16 protein-coding genes and 1 pseudogene are annotated in these 17221 nt (G+C 41.5%); 11 read left to right on the top strand and 6 right to left on the bottom strand.

Annotated elements, in window-relative coordinates; translation table 11 throughout:
• Positions 1 to 185: 185 nt before the first annotated feature.
• From PSI14_RS11475 to PSI14_RS11490, 4 genes are read right to left on the bottom strand one after another with little or no spacing between them, the layout of a single operon-like run.
• Entirely contained in the window at positions 186 to 1109 is a 924-nt protein-coding gene (locus PSI14_RS11475) for an HpcH/HpaI aldolase/citrate lyase family protein (RefSeq protein WP_273576016.1), read from the bottom strand.
• Positions 1109 to 2188, bottom strand: coding sequence for a cysteine protease StiP family protein (locus PSI14_RS11480; RefSeq protein WP_273576017.1), 1080 nt, complete (start codon positions 2186 to 2188; stop codon positions 1109 to 1111). Before PSI14_RS11480 ends, PSI14_RS11475 begins: the two co-directional genes overlap by 1 nt.
• Positions 2181 to 2984: a hypothetical protein gene (locus tag PSI14_RS11485; protein WP_273576018.1), complete on the bottom strand. Its 804-nt coding sequence runs from the start codon at positions 2982 to 2984 to the stop codon at positions 2181 to 2183. Before PSI14_RS11485 ends, PSI14_RS11480 begins: the two co-directional genes overlap by 8 nt.
• A complete protein-coding gene (locus PSI14_RS11490) occupies positions 2977 to 4146 on the bottom strand; it encodes a phosphoribosyltransferase domain-containing protein (RefSeq protein ID WP_273576019.1) in 1170 nt (389 codons plus the stop codon). Before PSI14_RS11490 ends, PSI14_RS11485 begins: the two co-directional genes overlap by 8 nt.
• Before the next feature lie 461 nt (positions 4147 to 4607).
• Between PSI14_RS11490 and PSI14_RS11495 the strand changes: the two genes are divergently transcribed.
• From PSI14_RS11495 to PSI14_RS11515, 5 genes are read left to right on the top strand one after another with little or no spacing between them, the layout of a single operon-like run.
• Positions 4608 to 5198, top strand: a complete 591-nt coding sequence (locus tag PSI14_RS11495; protein WP_273576020.1) for a TerD family protein — start codon at positions 4608 to 4610, stop codon at positions 5196 to 5198.
• The gene (locus PSI14_RS11500) at positions 5198 to 6346 is read left to right on the top strand and encodes a TerD family protein (RefSeq protein ID WP_273576021.1); all 1149 of its coding nucleotides are present in this window, start codon (positions 5198 to 5200) and stop codon (positions 6344 to 6346) included. The genes PSI14_RS11495 and PSI14_RS11500 overlap by 1 nt, the downstream gene beginning before the upstream one ends.
• A gap of 42 nt (positions 6347 to 6388) precedes the next feature.
• Positions 6389 to 6844, top strand: a complete 456-nt coding sequence (locus tag PSI14_RS11505) for a tellurite resistance TerB family protein (RefSeq protein ID WP_273576022.1) — start codon at positions 6389 to 6391, stop codon at positions 6842 to 6844.
• Between the two features lie 27 nt (positions 6845 to 6871).
• The gene (locus tag PSI14_RS11510; RefSeq protein WP_273576023.1) at positions 6872 to 7900 is read left to right on the top strand and encodes a TerC/Alx family metal homeostasis membrane protein; all 1029 of its coding nucleotides are present in this window, start codon (positions 6872 to 6874) and stop codon (positions 7898 to 7900) included.
• A gap of 54 nt (positions 7901 to 7954) precedes the next feature.
• Positions 7955 to 8533 carry a TerD family protein gene (locus tag PSI14_RS11515; RefSeq protein ID WP_273576024.1) on the top strand — a complete coding sequence of 193 codons (579 nt, stop codon included), beginning with the start codon at positions 7955 to 7957 and terminating at the stop codon, positions 8531 to 8533.
• A 421-nt stretch (positions 8534 to 8954) separates the two neighbouring features.
• Here the strand turns inward: PSI14_RS11515 and PSI14_RS11520 are convergent, their stop codons facing one another.
• Positions 8955 to 9629 carry a tyrosine-type DNA invertase gene (locus PSI14_RS11520; protein ID WP_273576025.1) on the bottom strand — a complete coding sequence of 225 codons (675 nt, stop codon included), beginning with the start codon at positions 9627 to 9629 and terminating at the stop codon, positions 8955 to 8957.
• 731 nt (positions 9630 to 10360) lie between these two features.
• Between PSI14_RS11520 and PSI14_RS11525 the strand changes: the two genes are divergently transcribed.
• Positions 10361 to 10711, top strand: a complete 351-nt coding sequence (locus PSI14_RS11525) for a hypothetical protein (protein ID WP_273576026.1) — start codon at positions 10361 to 10363, stop codon at positions 10709 to 10711.
• 124 nt (positions 10712 to 10835) lie between these two features.
• On the opposite strand, the pseudogene PSI14_RS11530 reads toward PSI14_RS11525, so the two are convergent.
• Positions 10836 to 11015, bottom strand: a pseudogene (locus PSI14_RS11530) (SDR family oxidoreductase); the annotation flags it as partial.
• Between the two features lie 207 nt (positions 11016 to 11222).
• On the opposite strand from PSI14_RS11530, the gene PSI14_RS11535 reads away from it, so the two are divergent.
• The 5 genes from PSI14_RS11535 to PSI14_RS11555 all read left to right on the top strand — a co-directional run bounded on the left by PSI14_RS11535 (position 11223) and on the right by PSI14_RS11555 (position 17047).
• The gene (locus tag PSI14_RS11535; RefSeq protein ID WP_273576027.1) at positions 11223 to 11552 is read left to right on the top strand and encodes a DUF3761 domain-containing protein; all 330 of its coding nucleotides are present in this window, start codon (positions 11223 to 11225) and stop codon (positions 11550 to 11552) included.
• Positions 11553 to 12244: 692 nt separating this feature from the next.
• Entirely contained in the window at positions 12245 to 13018 is a 774-nt protein-coding gene (locus PSI14_RS11540; protein ID WP_273576028.1) for a protein bax, read from the top strand.
• Positions 13019 to 13304: 286 nt separating this feature from the next.
• On the top strand, positions 13305 to 14726 hold the full coding sequence (locus tag PSI14_RS11545) for an MBOAT family O-acyltransferase (protein WP_273576029.1): 1422 nt from the start codon (positions 13305 to 13307) through the stop codon (positions 14724 to 14726).
• Positions 14713 to 15849 (top strand): SGNH/GDSL hydrolase family protein, encoded by a 1137-nt coding sequence (locus PSI14_RS11550; RefSeq protein ID WP_273576030.1) that lies wholly within the window; start codon positions 14713 to 14715, stop codon positions 15847 to 15849. Before PSI14_RS11545 ends, PSI14_RS11550 begins: the two co-directional genes overlap by 14 nt.
• A complete protein-coding gene (locus PSI14_RS11555) occupies positions 15836 to 17047 on the top strand; it encodes an SGNH/GDSL hydrolase family protein (protein WP_273576031.1) in 1212 nt (403 codons plus the stop codon). Before PSI14_RS11550 ends, PSI14_RS11555 begins: the two co-directional genes overlap by 14 nt.
• Positions 17048 to 17221 lie beyond the last annotated feature (174 nt).

The raw sequence follows: 17221 nt of genomic DNA on the forward strand, positions 1-17221 counted from the left end.
TTACCAAGTTAGGGGTCAAAATCCCTAAGCTTCTTACTATTAACTAAAAAATAATTTTCAGAATAACCACTATCACAGGTAAATCAATATCAAAACAAATTAAAATCATTAATAATCTTTAACCTGTTTCGGGTTCTATGCTGCTCCAAGTTCTAGCTGTTCCAAGTTCTATACTGTTCCAAGTTCTATGCTGCTTCAGGTTCTATGCCATAATGTTCCGCTCTCTCAAGAATATTCACCGCCCAACGTTGATGGGTGGCAGGTTCACACATCACTCCCTGTGATTTGAAAACAGCCTTACTGGAATTGAGCACATTCAGCGCTTCAGCGTGATCATGGGCGCTGACCCTCAATGCTTGTTGGATGCATGTAATCTGCCTTGGATGTATGGCGGTTTTTCCCACCAAACCGTGGGCAATATCTAACTCCAGCTCTTTCTCAAGTAATTTCAAGTCGTCAATATGTTCACAAACTGGTGCAGTCAGAACAAAACCCCGTGCAACAAAAACGGCAACCAGCATTTTAATGATATATCCCATCGGGCCATCATAAAGGGTGAAATCCCGGGAACGCCGCAGAGACATGACATTCATCAGATCATTACCGCCAATACGTAGGGTAATAATACGATCCTTGCAAGGGTGAGTTTTGAGAATGTCAGCAAGCTGATTCATTTTCTGAACATCAAACACCTCTTCACTTTCCAATGTTGGCATGATGCACAGATGAGTTGGGCCAATGATATCCCACCAACCGGATAATGAAGCGTAGGTAAATTTGGGTAAAACCAGTCCATCAATGGCACTGAGATTCACATTGGCAACCAGATATTTCGCCATTATTTCATTACGCGGACGGATAAAAATCAGGGGACGATGGCTTTCGACATTAGATGAAAAATTATCAACTTCCGTCAATGCTTGCATAATCTCCCTGAGATTTTCGATGGCAGCAGGAATCTCCTGCTCACTGACCGCATCTTCCAGACAAATAACCAGAGAACGCAGATCAGGGATCTTATTCTGCAATACAATTTCTGCAATGTTTCGGCGGGTAGCTGGCATATACAAAGTAGCGCCAAGTTGATATGGAGAAGGAATCGGTTTCATCAGACGACCTTTTTGATGATAGTTACAGCACGATATTGACCTATTAAAGCACCGACTTCCGTGATTACTACATTTTTCTGACGTGCCAAATGAACCAATAGGGCAACATCAGGATCATCCTGGGAACGCACCAGCACATGTTCTGGTACACGCCGTAATACTGCGCGGGTTGCTTCTGCAATACCGGGTTTAATTCGGTTAATACTGTTAATCTGGTATTTTTCAGCAAGATCGGAAATCACTGTTTTGCTCAACTGCTGCAAAGGCGCTTTTTCCTGCGGCAACCAAACAGCTTCGGGTATAGCGGCCACATCCAATCGATCATACCAATCAGCGACAGTATCCACCAACAAGCGGCTGCATTCAAACTTGATCAGGTGATCACATTGCATACAACCGTGCAAACCTTCTTCACGCCAGATAGAACGCGATATCAGCCCCGATACTGGTGCCCCCATAATGCCAAAAGGAATTAACCAATCATCATCGCTGGCTGCCAGCCATGAACAGCCACAAGGATCAGCCAATACCACCAGACGAGGGATCCCTGAATAACCTTCTCTTCCCGCCAAAGATCGTGACAGCTCTGTGGTAATCGCGCCTTTGCCTGTCCAGCCATCAACAAATACCACCCCATCCGTGCCATGTTCCTGCTCGATATACGATAAAGCGGTATTATCAATGCCACGATCCCGAATAATGCTAATGCCATAATGATAAGAACGCTTGCCCATTTTTCTGAGAGCCTGATGCAACATAACCCCCAAAGGAACACCAGCCCTGACCAAACTGACCAGCACAATCGGCGTATCACCAAAGCGAGCTATCAGTGCCTTGGCAAGCATAACAACTTCCGTCGCCAGTCGAACAGCCCCTTGCTCAAGCGCTTTATCAAACAGTTCAAGGTGATAAGGCGTTGGCTCTGGCTCCTGACTTAACATATCTGAATAATGACGAGTGCCAGACTGGATCAACTGCTCCTTAACATCGACAGGCGTTATCTCAATTTGAACGGGTTCCAGCAGGAATTGAACATCATCAGAAGCATAACTCCCAGAGAAAGGGGGAAAGCTATTCATTATTTACAGCTCCAAATAAAGCATTCATTAATATGTCAGAAAACTGGCTTTGCTGGGGCATACCAAACCAATCGCAAAGTTGCATAAAACGGTGATCGCTCAGACTATCTCCCAAACCAATAACCGGAAAAACGCCTCTTTCGGCGCGAAGCCTTTGCAAAAGGTGATGAGTGGCTAACCCCTTGTCAACACACTTTGGCAGCACAGTAAGATTGTTATTGTTTTGATGAAAGTAGAAATTATCATTAAAATCAAGGCATTGATGGAAATTATTCTCTTGAGCCAAGGCTTCAGCCAGTATATTAAGTTCATTCAACCTATCGTGATTACGATGCTTAATAATCAGGAAAACCGGCACATCACCATACTCATAGTCAATGCGTGCCCATGCATCTATGCCATAAGACGCGATCAAACGATGGCTCAAATGTTCCAACTCACACAATTTATCCCGATACAGCATTAGTTCCGATAGTACGTGCGATTGCCAAGACTCATCAACAGAACCTTCTGGCGTAAGGATCACCGCACCATGCGAGGCAATGCGCCAAGAACTGAAAGGAATCTGTACACGGCTGAGCTGTTCTGTATTTCTGGCGGTGACCGGAATAACCTCCGAGTAAGCCAGCAGCCAATCAACCAACATAGACTGCTGTTCGGTCATATAACTGTGGGGAGAATTTTTCCGATCCAACGCTCCCACCCGAAAAGTCGATGTATCCGATATTTCTTTCAGCTTTCGACGAGATTGAAATAACGTGTCATCAAGATCGGTCAAAAATACGGGCTTAATCATATCCAACGATCTCTACAACCGGAGAAACTTGGGCAAGCTGTGCCATCAACGCCGGATCAACGGACATTTTTGGTGTTTCAAGGCAGAGCAGTATACGGTCAAACTTCTGGTGCGCGACATTGTAGAGAAAATTCGGAATGCTAAGCCCGTAATTATCTGTAAAAGCCATTACTGATTGAATGGCATGACCGCAAGAGATAGGGGAACGGGTTGTCGAACCAAACACCACCGATGCTCCCTCCTGCTCAAGCCGCTCAGCAAGCAGGAACGGCTGCCAGACAAATTCACTGGAACCCAATACCAACACATTTTCACCTGCTTCGGCCCTGATTGTTGTACCAATATCACACTGAATTTCATCCAGACCCAAACGTCCCCAATTCTGTTGGCCGATAATGCTGACTTCTCCCCGAGCCGTAACATTAACTGGAGGCATCACCGGAACAGGAGCAGATAGATCAGCATCCCACTGCCAGTTTCCTTCAATCAGAGATACCACAGAGACCGGCAATGGACTGCGTTTCTCTATTGATTTTCCACTCCAGTCCGTCAATGTCACGGTGACAATATGTTCAATATGCTCAAGCCCTGCATTACGCAGCGCATCCAGCAAATTCAGGAATGTGTTACCCGTAGTGGCTTCATCATCAATCAGAACCAGAGTTCTGGCATTGATCACCCTTTGGCGCAAGCGGCTTTCTGCTGGCCAATAAATCAGATGATCCGTAGCATGACTGTGATTTTCCTTAAACTCACACAATAAGTCTCCATCAACGGGATGGCGCGTCGAAGTCAAGAAAACAGACTCATCAACTTTGTGTTTCGTTTCCTGAAACACGCCTGCTGCGAGCCCGACCGCCGTTTCTGCCATACCAATATACAGGGCTGGGCCGGGAAGATTAGCAGGGAACTGCCCTGACAATTGCTGGTAAATCGAACGCATGATCGATGGCTTGGCCGGAATATGTCGTCCCAAAACCTTACTGACAAATAAAAAGGCTCTTTTGGGATTACGGCGTTCAGCAATATCAAACAATGTTTCCAAAGAAGCTGTGCCACGAGAAGACATCACCGTCAACGTCCCACTGTTTAATTTTTTTTGATAAATCTGTTTTTTATAATTTTGTTTTTTATAAACATGGGTGTCACCCAACACAGTCATGATGTTGCCTTTTAAAAAATTTCAGCGCATTTCGGATGATTGATGAAAACAGTGACTCCTTTTTCATCAATCAAATTCTGCTATTCAGTTATAAACAATATTGAAATGGGCAGATTACCAAGCCACAAAATTGTTAAACTGTTAAATATCCACAATTCAATGCCGTAACTGTCAGAATTTACTCTTAATTTGGTATGATAAAAATGGCAGTCTAGAATTGGTAATAAACTTATGTCAATCATATTATGATTTTTTAGTGTAAAATTTGTTTGACTTTTTTTTATGAAAAAGAAATCATAAACTACGAACTCAGATCGTTTCCTATCATACGATTAACAGCCAGACATACTGTTTATGGGAATCATAATATGACAGATTTCAGCTATCTATTTGTCATATTATGATTTTTTAATACGTGAAATTGCCGTGATTCACCGACAAACAGGATAGAGGTGTCATTAATGGTTTCGTTAAACAAAAATCAGTCAGTTTCGCTCGCCAAACAGAGCGCATCACTGGCTAAAGTAGATTTTGGTCTGGGATGGGATCCTGTCGTCAAAAAGAAAGGCTTTCTGGCGAGTTTATTCGGCAGTGGCAGTGATGAGATTGATCTGGATGCAAGCTGCATGATGCTTGATAAATCTGGCAATGCCATTGATACAGTGTGGTTCGGCCAACTGAAATCAAAATGTGGTTCTATACAACATACTGGCGACAACCTGACGGGAGAAGGCGATGGCGATGATGAAGTTATTCGCGTCGATCTGCTCAAACTCCCCGCGAATGTCGAATACCTTGTATTTACCGTCAATAGTTTCCGTGGTCAAACCTTCAATGATGTTGAAAATTCCTTCTGTCGCGTCGTTGATCAAAGCGGTAAAGAGCTGGCTCGCTATCAGTTGAATGAACAAGGGACCCACACAGGCATTATCATCTCCTCCCTACGCCGCAATGGTGGTCAGTGGGATTTTACGGCACATGGCGTTCCTTGTCTTGAACGTACCATTGATGCAATGTATCCACAGATCGTTAAGACGGTGGTGGTGTGGTAATGAATTTAACTCCTGGGGGCAATGCCCCCGTTTCTAATCAGCCCCTTACCGTACGGGTGCTGTCTGGTTCAGCCGTTGATGTTTCTGCTTTTCGTCTATATGCAAATGGTAAAGTCAAGGGCGATCCAGACATGGTGTTCTACGGTCAGCCAGTCAATAACGACAATACCATTCGTCTGACTGGCGGCAACATCAATACCTCATTCAGCGTCAACTTACCCGCATTGGGTCAGGATGTTGAGAAAGTCGCGTTCACAGTAACCTGCGACGGCAACCAAACGATTTCCAATCTGCGCAATCTAACTATTCGGGTTGAACTGAACAGCAGCGTGATTTTGCAGGGAGATGTTGAAGTACAAGGACGCCCAGAAGCCGCCTTAATCCTCGGCGAACTGTATCGCCGTAATGGCGAGTGGAAATTCCGCTTTATAGCCCAAGGTTTTAATGGTGGCCTCAAGCCATTGGCTGAGTATTTTGGTATGGATATCATTGATGATGGTGCGCCAACACCAGCTCCGGCTCCCGCAATATCAAGTAATGTTAATTTAAGCAAAGTTTCTCTGACCAAAGAAAAGCCGGCTATCAGTCTGAGTAAACGCGACAACTACGGTAAAATCCGCATCAATCTGAACTGGAATCAAACCACCTCCTCAAAGAGCGTATTGCAGGGTATGTTTGGTTCAAATAAAAATGTGGATTTGGATCTTGGTGCATTCATCCGACTGCAAGATGGAAGCCTGGACGTTGTGCAGGCATTAGGGAATAGCTTTGGCGATTACCGTTATGGGCCATATGTAGAATTACAGGGCGATGATCGCACTGGTAGTGTAAGTGACGGTGAATGGCTCCATATCAATGGTCTTGAATGGAAAAACATCAGTGAAGTTTTGATCTACGCCTTTATCTATGAAGGTGCACCTAGCTGGAACAAAACCGACGGTGTAGCCACAATCTATGTCCCTGACCAGCCACCCATTGAAACACGCATGACGGAAGGCCACAACAACAAAGGCATGTGTGCCATTGCACGCCTTGTAAATGAAAACGGAGCCATCAAAGTAGAACGTATAAATCAATACTTCAAAGGGCATAAAGAAATGGACAGAGCATTTGGATGGGGCTTTAGTTGGACATCCGGTAGTAAATAATACTCTTTTGTACAAGACATTTTTACACAAATGGAGGGGCTTATGTCCTTTTTAAACAAAATTAAATCAGCATTTAACTCAGGACGTGAAGAACTGACTAATCAAGTTAGTCGCTTCAAAAACAAAAAGTTCATGGAAGGTACTGTAGCAGTATGTGCGCACGTTGCCATGGCGAGCGATGGGGTCAGCTCAGAAGAGAAGCAGAAAATGATAGGGTTCATCAAAAACTCCCCTGAACTAAATGTCTTCGATACGACAGAGATTATCGGATTCTTTAACAAACTGGTCAGCAGCTATGAATTTGATGCTGACATTGGCAAAGGTGAAGCAATGAAATTCATCATGGCCCTGAAACAACAGCCGGAAGCGGCACAGCTTGCTTTGCGCGTAGGGATCGCAGTTGCTAAAAGTGATGATGACTTTGATGACAACGAGAAAAAGGCGGTTCGCGAAATTTGCTTAGCCCTTGGCTTTGTACCGGCTGACTTCGGACTATAATCGCAGATAATTTAAGAGACTTACTCTATGTCATCCACGCACATTGGTTTTCCGATGGAAACCGTTGCTGTATTCATTATTCTGTCGGTTGGCGCGCTCTTTATCGACCTATTTATGCATCGTCATAATAAGCCGATTTCGCTGCGTAGTGCCGCTCTTTGGTCTATTTTCTGGATCGCAATTGCTTTTGTTTTCGCGGGATTTCTGTATGTTCATCATGGTGCAGAAACAGCAAGTCTGTTTGTAACGGGCTATGCACTGGAAAAAGTGCTTTCCGTCGATAATTTATTTGTCATCATGGCGATTTTCTCTTGGTTCGCTGTTCCTGACCGCTATCGCCACCGAGTCCTGTATTGGGGAATTATCGGTGCTATCGTCTTCCGCGGCATTTTCGTCGCCATCGGGACAAGCCTTCTGGCACTTGGACCGTGGGTTGAAATATTGTTTGCGGTTATTGTTGGCTGGACAGCCGTCATGATGCTGAAAAGTGGTGGTGATGACGATGAGATCGAAGACTATTCACAGCATCTTGCCTATCGTTTGGTAAAGCGCTTTTTCCCAATTTGGCCGAAACTGCGCGGTCATGCTTTTATGCTGAACCAAAAAGAAGTAGATGAAGAGCTGGCTAAACCAGAAAACGCCGATGTGCAAGTGGGTCGAGTAGGCAAATTCATGCTTTATGCTACGCCACTGATGCTGTGTCTGGCAGTGGTTGAACTATCTGATGTTATGTTTGCCTTTGACTCTGTACCTGCCGTTATTGCTGTCAGCCGGGAACCTTTAATTGTGTATAGCGCCATGATGTTTGCTATCTTGGGCCTGCGTACGCTCTATTTTGTACTTGAAGCATTGAGAAAATATCTGGCGCATCTGGAAAAGGCAGTAATTGTTTTGCTGTTCTTCATCGCTATTAAACTGGGTCTGAACGCTTCTGAGCACATATTCCATCATGGCTATTCGATTTCAGCGACAAGCAGCTTGTTTGTGGTGATTGGGGTTCTGGCAGCCGGTATTATTGCCAGCCTGCTGTTCCCACAAAAAGAAAACGCAAGCTAAATCCGATATCAAGAATAATCAATTAACACGATGTAACAAAATGAGGAAATAACAATGGGTGTATCTCTCTCTAAAGGTGGTAACGTTTCTCTAAGCAAAGAAGCGCCAAGCATGAAAAGCGTTCTGATCGGTCTCGGTTGGGATGCTCGTTCGACTGACGGACAAGATTTTGACCTTGACGCATCAGCTTTCCTGCTGGCGGCAAACGGAAAAGTACGCGGTGACGCCGATTTCATTTTCTATAACAATCTGAAATCGTCTGACGGTTCCATCATGCACACTGGCGACAACCGTACCGGTGAAGGCGATGGCGATGACGAATCATTGAAAATCAAACTGGATCAAGTTCCTGCTGACGTAGACAAAGTGGTGTTTGTTGTCACTATCCATGATGCACAAGCTCGTAGTCAAAGCTTCGGTCAAGTTTCCGGTGCATTTATTCGTCTGGTTAACGATGATACTCAAGTTGAAGTCGCTCGCTATGATCTGACAGAAGATGCTTCTACTGAAACCGCTATGCTGTTCGGTGAACTGTATCGCCACAACTCAGAATGGAAATTCCGTGCAGTAGGTCAAGGTTACGCTGGTGGTCTGGCTTCTGTTTGTGCACAGTATGGTATCAATGCTGCTTAATTTAAATATTATTCAATATAAACATTTCAGTGTGAAGATGTAAGTTAATATATTGAAGTTAAAAGCCCTGCTGAATAATATAAGCAGGGCTTTTTTATTAGCTTATTAATTAAATGAATCTATTAACTAATAAATACCATCATCCAAATAACTCAAAGAAAATAACCCCAAATCTATCTAGTTGCTAATGTATCTTCCCGACTTAAAAGTTAACATTTAGTACCAAACTGTTAACACAAGATGATTGAACTCATTTTTAACATCATGTTGGTTTATTATCCCAACATAATGGATGGCGTTAAATTATACCGCTTTCGATGTCGAGCAATTTAAATTTTTGTTCAACATGATGAAAAAAGAGAAAAATGATGATGAGGAAAAAGTGAAAGGAGATTTTTAAATGGGTAACTATTTTTTAGGGTTAAATCAAAGAGTTGCTTTTATTTTTGTAGTTTGGACGTAGATAAGTGGAGTTGAAAAAGTGAGATAATTTATTGGTTAACAGTTTGGTACTAAATGTAACCCTTTTTCGCTTCCCTCTTGCCCGCCAAATTCCATCAAAACGCCCCGCATTACTCGCGGTATACCTGACTGTATGACGAATATTACGATGACCTAAATAGTCTTGAATCAATCGAGTATCGACACCATTATCCGCTAACGCGTAACCACAAGAGTGACGCAACATGTGCGGATTCGCGCAAATCGCAATTTCTGCCTTGATGCTTGTGTTCCTAATGATCTTATAAAACTGTTGCCGTGATAAAGGTTCTCCAGTTCTGGAAATAAACAACCATTCACTCTTGCCGAACCTCTCAATTTTTTTACGCACACTTAACCACTTACGCAATAATTGAATTTCCCGGAAAACCATGGGATGGATAGTGGAAAAACCGTTTTTCAAACGATTAACGCTCAAGCTCCGGTCACGTAGATCCACATCAGACATACGCAGCCCTAACAATTCAGAAACGCGAAAGCCGTGAATAAAGCCCATAAAAAGCATACAGATATTACGCTCTGCATTAGCACCTTTTTCTAATTCAGCCAATAGTTGTTCAATTTCAGATTGAGTTAAATATTTACGTTTTAGCATAGTGTATGACTCTCTGTAGTAGTTAGTTATCTTCTCTTATAATTAAAATCATTTTCATAAAAATTATCTTAATCTTCCAATGACACAAAAACACAATAAAATTATAAAAACCGAACAAATTATACAGAAAATTTATATTTTTACTGCCTGCAATAAAGCAAGGATATTTAAATTCATTAAATGATTCGATAAATAAAACAAGCAAGTAATTGCTTTTAGCCATCCAAAATAACAATGGAGGAAAGTCATATTAATATATCTTACTACACTGATAATGAGTGAAATAGGATATTAGTGAAGAGGCAAATGGCAATGACATGACCAATTTATGTCATAAATATGACAGTATGATTACAGTCAGATTAATTAATATAAATAGAAAAATAACCATCTGAAATTTATGGATTATAAAAATAACAACATCATTTAATTATTAAGTAATCCATATATTTGATAATCCAGAAAATCACATCAATATTTACCAAGTTATTACTTATTCGAATTTTAGATAGGTATTTCAAAATGGATAAATATACAGTTATTTTTTGCGAGTTGCTTCGCAAAGAGTAACATTACCGATGGCATATTAGCCAACTAACCGCTAGGGTAGACATCGATTCTTAACCAATGAATGCGATACAGATGAAAAACACGTATGAATTCGCGGTGCAGTACGGGCGAAGTGCTGATAGAGTATCGCTGTATATCCCAATAACACAAGGAACGTACAAATGAGCCTTCATGTTTCATTTCGCCAGACTGACATTGGTATCCCAGAATTAATACTGAATGGTAGTACGCTCAGTGATGCTGGATTTACCGCGAATGAATTATTTCATATCTCACAGTTTTCCAATGGTGTTATTATCTCCCTCGTTGATCCCAACGCAGACTTAGTTAGTTTGATCAATGAAGTAGAAGATAACCCATACGAAGGAATCGATAGTATTCGTGAAAATGGTGAACTTTATATTGCAGGAGATTGGCTAACCATCAGCAACTTAGAGGAACAGCCTATTAACATTGAAATGGAACTTGGCAAGATTATTCTTAAGCCTAAATTGATGGAAATGCTGGCTTAAAAGCATTGTCATTAAAAAATAACCTTCCATCAATTAGCCGGAAAATATTAAGCAGAATTCCGGCTTTTAATGTTTCCTAATATTAAATCTGCGTTATTAGAAACGGCACTTAAAACCCTATAACCTATTTCCCACCCGCTAAATCAATGAAATTGCCGGTAACATACGATGATTCATCAGATAATAACCATGCAATGGCCTGAGCAACTTCTTCCGGTTGCCCTCCCCGTTTCATTGGTAAGGAATCTTTAATTCGCTCAACTCGCCCAGACTCTCCACCATCGGCATGCATTTCAGTATAAATGAATCAATTGTAACTTTTTGCATTATTGTCACAATGCCACTCCCCCATTCGCTGTATTATTTTTTCACATCAAAAAAGAAATACAAATATGTTCTCTATAAAAATAGCAGCACTCCCTATGTTAAATTTGCAATCATAACATTCAAAACTATACTCCAAACTGCAAGAGTAGATTTCGGGTTTCAGTACTCTAATCAGAGGAAATATATGATGAAAAGCTTGAAGTTATCAGTTGCAGCATTACTGGTGTTGTTTTCAAGTGCAACGCTTGCAGCGCCAGCAGTATCAACCTCAGCCGAAGCCGCACCAAAAATAGCAACGGCAATAAAATATGATATTAAGACAGCAAAAAACAAAACTAACTCGTTAGAAAAAAAAGTAAGCAAAAAGGCAAAAAAACAAAAATCGTCAAAGAAGAAAAATAAATCAGTAAAAAAAGGAGCCAATACGGCTCTTTGTAAAGATGGGACTTATAGCAAGAGTAAATCCCGTAAGGGAGCCTGCTCGCGCCACGGCGGTGTTTCTAAGTGGCTGTGATATTTTAGTTAATTTTCCATTATGCATAATTAGGGGGTTTAAACTCCCTAATTATTTTCTGATAGTTATCGCATTTTTTTCTGAATATTATATTATGGGATGTAAATTTATTACAACTATAAAACTATTTTATTTTCACATTAAATATCAATCCTCTGATATAAAATAACGCTGTGTTAAATGTGACTTGAAAGATGGATTGTTCTTCCGCATTGAGTCACATAAATAAAAAATATTATTAATAGTATAATCACACCACCTTACGACACTGAAACTCAGATAATTAATGAAAAATTAACCACAAAAATAGATAAAATAATATAAACAATAAAGTTATTGATGATAGCTGTAATAAAGAAAAAACTCGCAATCTAATAAGAGTCAAGCGAGGAAGATAAATTTCAATTAAATAACATTAAGTTATTCTGCAATCAGCGATAGAACAAACTGTTTGAAAAAGCAGTATGACGCTATAAATCATCATATATACAACATTGTTCACCAGATAAAATCATAATAATTATTACACTAATTTACCATGCGAAGTGAAAAATATAGGTATTTGTCAGTAGGGTGCTAACATTCGTTATAGAAACGAAACTTATGAATGACGAATAACAGTAGCTATATATCGTCTGCTCTGCTAATATTCGTTTGTTTTTTATCCAGAGTAATAAAACGAGGAGAAGCAAATGCCCTCTCTAATAATGAGGACAAGTGCGGTCTTCGCTTTCTTTATCTCAATAATCTTTACCGGTTTGAGCCATGCCTCGACCAGTACCTCGAAAATGCAAGAGTATTCTCACAATGGCATGCCAGTAAATTTGCCTGATTTGCGAAAATACCCTTCAGGTACACCTCGGAAGAAAGCGTTTTTAAATATTATTGTCCCTGTGATTGATCAACATAATCAGAAGATTATGCAAGACCGCAAATGGCTCCTGACACACCAAAAAAATCATCATTGGTCTGTACAGGATAGTAATCGATTAAAAAAGATCTGCATGGATTACAAAATAACCTGCAATTCACCAAAACAGGTTAATTGGAAGAAATTGCTAAGTCGGGTTGATATTATTCCTACCCATTTCGTAGCCACACAAGCAGCCGCTGAATCGGGTTGGGGAACGTCAGAACTTGCCAAAAAGAATAATAATCTGTTTGGGATGCGTTGTAGCTCTTGCGGCAGAACTAAAGGAAAAGTCAAAGGTTATTCAGCTTATTTGACTATTAATGCTTCTGTCATTGCTTATATGAAGAATCTGAATACGCACCGTGCTTATGAGTCATTGCGTTCTTCACGTGCAAAACAGAGGACAACGCAGGAACCACTGAATACCAGTAAGCTGATCGATAATCTCAATGGTTATTCTGAACTGGGTGCTGATTATAATCGCTATTTACATCGAGTATTTAATGTCAATAGGAAACTGATCTCACAGGCTCAGGAAATGGCTATTCAATAACACTCTCCCGATAATCCACTTTGTATTAATTACAAGGTGGATTCTTTTTTTATAACCTACCTTTTATATACCCAATGGATTTCAAGATGCATCGCGGCGGCCAGGGAGCTAATCCCCGGGAGCATAGATAACTATGTGACCGGAATGAGTGAGTGCAGCCAACAAAGAGGCAACTTGAAAGACGAAGGGTATATTGCCTACTGTAAACATAGGCAAATTCCATACTATAATGCACGTCAGAATTACATTCTTTCTCCCAACGATAAATGATTAGCCAGAGCCTGATATGAATTTCTTCTCTTTTGAGTTTCTTGGATCGTTTGTTATTCTGCTGGTTGTTTATTGGCTTTTACAAAAAGCTCCCAGGCTACAGAATGGCGTGTTAATTTTAGTTAGTTATTTATTTGTATTCTCTTTTACAGCAAAGTTTGCCTACATTTTATTCGCCTATACCCTATTTATTTACTTTTTGGCGAATATTCTCAACCGTTATTTATCTAACAAAGTTATATTCACTCTACTGACATTCGGGATTCTCGGCTGTTTCACGGCTTTCAAATATTACTCTTTCTTTCAAGAGGCAATTCAACAAGCATTGGCCAATGTTGGGATCAGCGTGGAACTGCCTGTACTTGAATTATTGATGCCGCTGGGTCTGTCATTCTATGCGTTCCATTCGGTCAGCTATGTTGTATCAGTGTGCAAGAAAGAGCTACCCGCCGCACCATTGCCTGATGTCATTTTGTATCTTTGCTTTTTCCCCAGCATTGTCGCCGGGCCAATTAATCGGGCCAAAGATTTCATGCCACAGATTCAGGCAGCATCCCGAATTATGCTGGAACCATTGAAGGCGCTGTTATTAATTGCGCTCGCCATCGCAAAACTCTTTTTGCTCAGCTCTACGCTCTCTGAATATTTTGTGAATCCCGTCTTTGAAGATCCGACCAGCCACCATGCAGGACAAGTTCTTGTAGCAATTTATGCTTATGCCTGGAATATCTACTTTAACTTTTCCGGCTATACCGACCTTGTCACTGGCATCGCCCTGCTGTTAGGTTTCAAAGTGCCGCGCAATTTCGATGCCCCTTATCTTGCTGAAAACTTACAAGTATTTTGGCGACGCTGGCATATCAGCCTGTCAACTTTCATCCGCGACTATGTCTACATTCCATTGGGCGGGAACAAAAAAGGCATATACCGCAAAAACCTGAATATGTTCACAGCCATGGTGATTTCTGGTTTATGGCACGGTGCCGGCCTTAGTTTTATTATTTGGGGTGCTATTCATGGTTTGGGTTTAATTCTGCAAAATATTAAAAATGCCCTGTTTTCTGCTGCCAATAAACACAATAAGTCACAAACCAAGAATCCTATTTTATTATTCTTATCCCGTGCGGTGACATTCCATTTTGTCTGTTTTGCATGGATATTTTTCCGTAGTCCGACATTTAATGATGCTCTGGCGGTATTAAATCAACTGTTCTCTGGCGAAATATTTGTATCCTTGTTATCCAGTGGTTATCTATTAATGGTTTTCTGGGGATTCTTTATTATCTATCCGTGGTTGGTGAATCTCAGAAACCAAATTGAAAAAAATCATGGCCTGATCTCCTGGGTTTATTATCCAATTCCCTTAGCCCTGATCCTTACTTTGGTATTTATTTTGTCACCTTCAGGAATGCCAGGATTTATCTATGCCAACTTTTGAATTTACACCTAATTTAAAAAAAGTCGGACAAGTGATTTGTATCGTGACCTTGACCAGTTTGATGCTAATCTGGCTGAATCAGAATTCCCTGAATAACTTCTGGCAACAGAAATATCATCGCAATAGTCCTTGGGCATCTCTTAAGGGAGAACCATTGTGGGATTTGGGAAATAATATGCAACAAGGCGCTATTGCTGCCAGTGAGACTTTTATGGCATATGTGAAGGGTAAATATCAGGATACTCCATCATCAGTCATTAATGACGATAACAGCCGGACAGTATTTCCCCCTGAATTTCAGGTGGGTCTGCACTTTCTGAAAGGTTACTTGTATCCTATCGAAAATCTCTCTTTTACCTTTCCTGAACTGCTGAACAAAGACATTAAACTCGTTCAGCCTTTCTTGCTGCCAACTAACCCAACTGACAACCCTGTTACTGAAATTGTCCAGAAAACCCATGTCAATCTGAGCGTAAAAGATAAAGTGCTATTTGCCGGTGATTCGATGATGCAGGGAGTAGCCCCACATTTAAAACGTCGGTTATCTCAGGAATATGACATTTCCAGCATTAACTTAAGTAAGCAGAGTACCGGATTGTCTTACCCTGGTTTCTTTGATTGGCCAAGAACCATCAGTGATGCCTTGAGAACCAACTCTGATATTAAGTTAGTGGTAGTGTTTTTAGGCCCAAATGATCCATGGGATATGCCGTCAAGACGCGGAGGCCCTTATTTAAAATACGCCAGTGAAAATTGGGAGAATCTTTATCGCCAAAGAATTGAAGCTATCTTAAATGATGCGCGCCAACATAAGGTCGATGTCATTTGGGTTGGCCCGCCAAACATGCGCCAGAAAAAACTCTCCAGCAGTATGATTTACCTCAATAAATTATATCAAACAGAAGTGGGTAAAATGGGGGAGATCTATGTTGCGGTTAATGATATGTTTAAATATCAATCAGGTCATTATTCGGACTATATTGGCGATGGCAGTAGTACAATAAAACTCCGCAGTGGAGACGGTATTCATTTCAGTTTGAAAGGGCAACAAACCATCGCGGATTATCTATTTTCATTAATCACATTTATTCAGGAGCCAGTAAAAGAAGATGCAACCATTTAGCATGTTCCGTGGATTTTATCGGATAATGGGTGCAGGTCTGGTTATCGTGCTCTCCGTGAGCCTATTATCGTGCCAAGAAAAAAAATCCAAGCCTTCATCGGAACTCCGAACAATACAAATACAGCGTCAGCAACAATTGACGGATTTTGGTGATCCCAATCTCGCATTATTGGCGGATAAATTGCGCCACAGCGATACTCGCCAGCTCCATTTTGTGCAACTGGGGGATTCACATACAGCTGCCGATTTCTTTACCGGTAAGTTGCGTAGTTTATTGCAGAATCGTTATGGTGATGCAGGGCCGGGATTTATTCCCCCAATGAGCATTCCCGGCCAGCGTAACGCCTCAGTGCAATTCGCTGAGGATAAAACCGGCTGGTGGCTTTCAAGCAGCCGCAAAGACAATCGGGCGGATTACCCTCTGGGGGGATTTATTGCTATCCCGGAAAGCGCCAATAGCACAATACAACTCGATTCCTCCTCTGCCCACGGTAAATACTGGTTAAGTGCGCTCTATCAATCCCATGACGCGGCTCAAATCAAAACACCATTTACCACAATGAACTTATCTGCGACACAAAGTGAATGGCGTTTCTCACCAGAACAGGCGGTCAGTTTCCCAATCAGTCTCCATCCACAGGACACGCAATTGAAAATTGGCGGCTGGCTGATAAAACGCCAAAGCCCCGGCGTTATGTTATCCGCATTGGGCATTAACGGCGCTACCATTAATATGCTGGATAAATGGCAACCACAATGGATTGAGATGTTGGCTCATATGAAACCAGATATGGTGATCCTCGCCTATGGCACCAATGAAGCCTTTAACGATTCGCTGGATCTGGACGCTTATCAAAAAGACCTGACATCCAAAGTGCAAGGCATTCGCAAGGCAATACCGCAAGCCGTTATTCTGCTGATTGGGCCGAATGATTCCTTGAAGAACAAAACCGCGACAAGTTGTAGTGAACAACAACCTGCCCTGCTTGATAACGTGATTCATATTCAGCAAGCCGTTGCCAAAAAACAGCGCACTCTACTCTGGGATTGGCGGGAATATATGGGCGGACCATGTTCAGTCAGAGGATGGCAACAGCAAAACCTCGCACGTCCTGATTATGTTCATCTCTCCGCAGCCGGTTATGAACGCAGTGCCGAAGCGCTTTATGAGCAGTTTATGGGTTTGGTTGAACAATAAAGATACGAACTCAATGATAATGTTATTATTTTATTCGTGATTGCCGTCGGTAAACGAGCAGGGAATGAGATTTATTTAGCAGCAAGTGAACGTGGATAGCACAGGAATAACATAAAACGGCACCTTATGATGGATAAGGTGCCGTTAAAAATGACTTAAAAAGGCTTTAATGCA

Origin of the sequence: Xenorhabdus anantnagensis (genome assembly GCF_028598555.1) — a bacterium.
GTDB lineage: Bacteria > Pseudomonadota > Gammaproteobacteria > Enterobacterales > Enterobacteriaceae > Xenorhabdus > Xenorhabdus anantnagensis.